The organism is Pseudoalteromonas sp. 19-MNA-CIBAN-0066 (assembly GCF_040308705.1).
GTDB lineage: Bacteria > Pseudomonadota > Gammaproteobacteria > Enterobacterales > Alteromonadaceae > Pseudoalteromonas > Pseudoalteromonas nigrifaciens.
Map to the genome: position 1 here is coordinate 1 of NZ_JBEONZ010000325.1, position 251 is coordinate 251.

Consider the following 251-nt stretch of genomic DNA (forward strand, 5'->3'; position numbering starts at 1 on the left):
GCAAACACACAGCATTTCCAATGCACTTGAGCACTGTATTCAGGTCCGAGGCGCGCGGGTTCACAATTTAAAAAATGTTGATGTAGACTTACCCCGCAATGCACTCATCGTTTTTACTGGTATATCGGGTTCTGGAAAATCATCTCTTGCTTTTGGCACCTTGTTTGCCGAGTCACAACGCCGCTATCTCGATTCAGTATCGCCTTACGCGCGAAGATTAATTGACCAAGTAGATGAGCCCGATGTAGATG

1 protein-coding gene is annotated in these 251 nt (G+C 46.2%); it reads left to right on the forward strand.

All coding sequences use genetic code 11. The features are described 5' to 3' along the window. Positions 1-13: 13 nt before the first annotated feature. On the forward strand, positions 14-251 hold a 238-nt coding region (locus AAEZ18_RS19290; RefSeq protein WP_352256049.1), incomplete at its 3' end, for a hypothetical protein.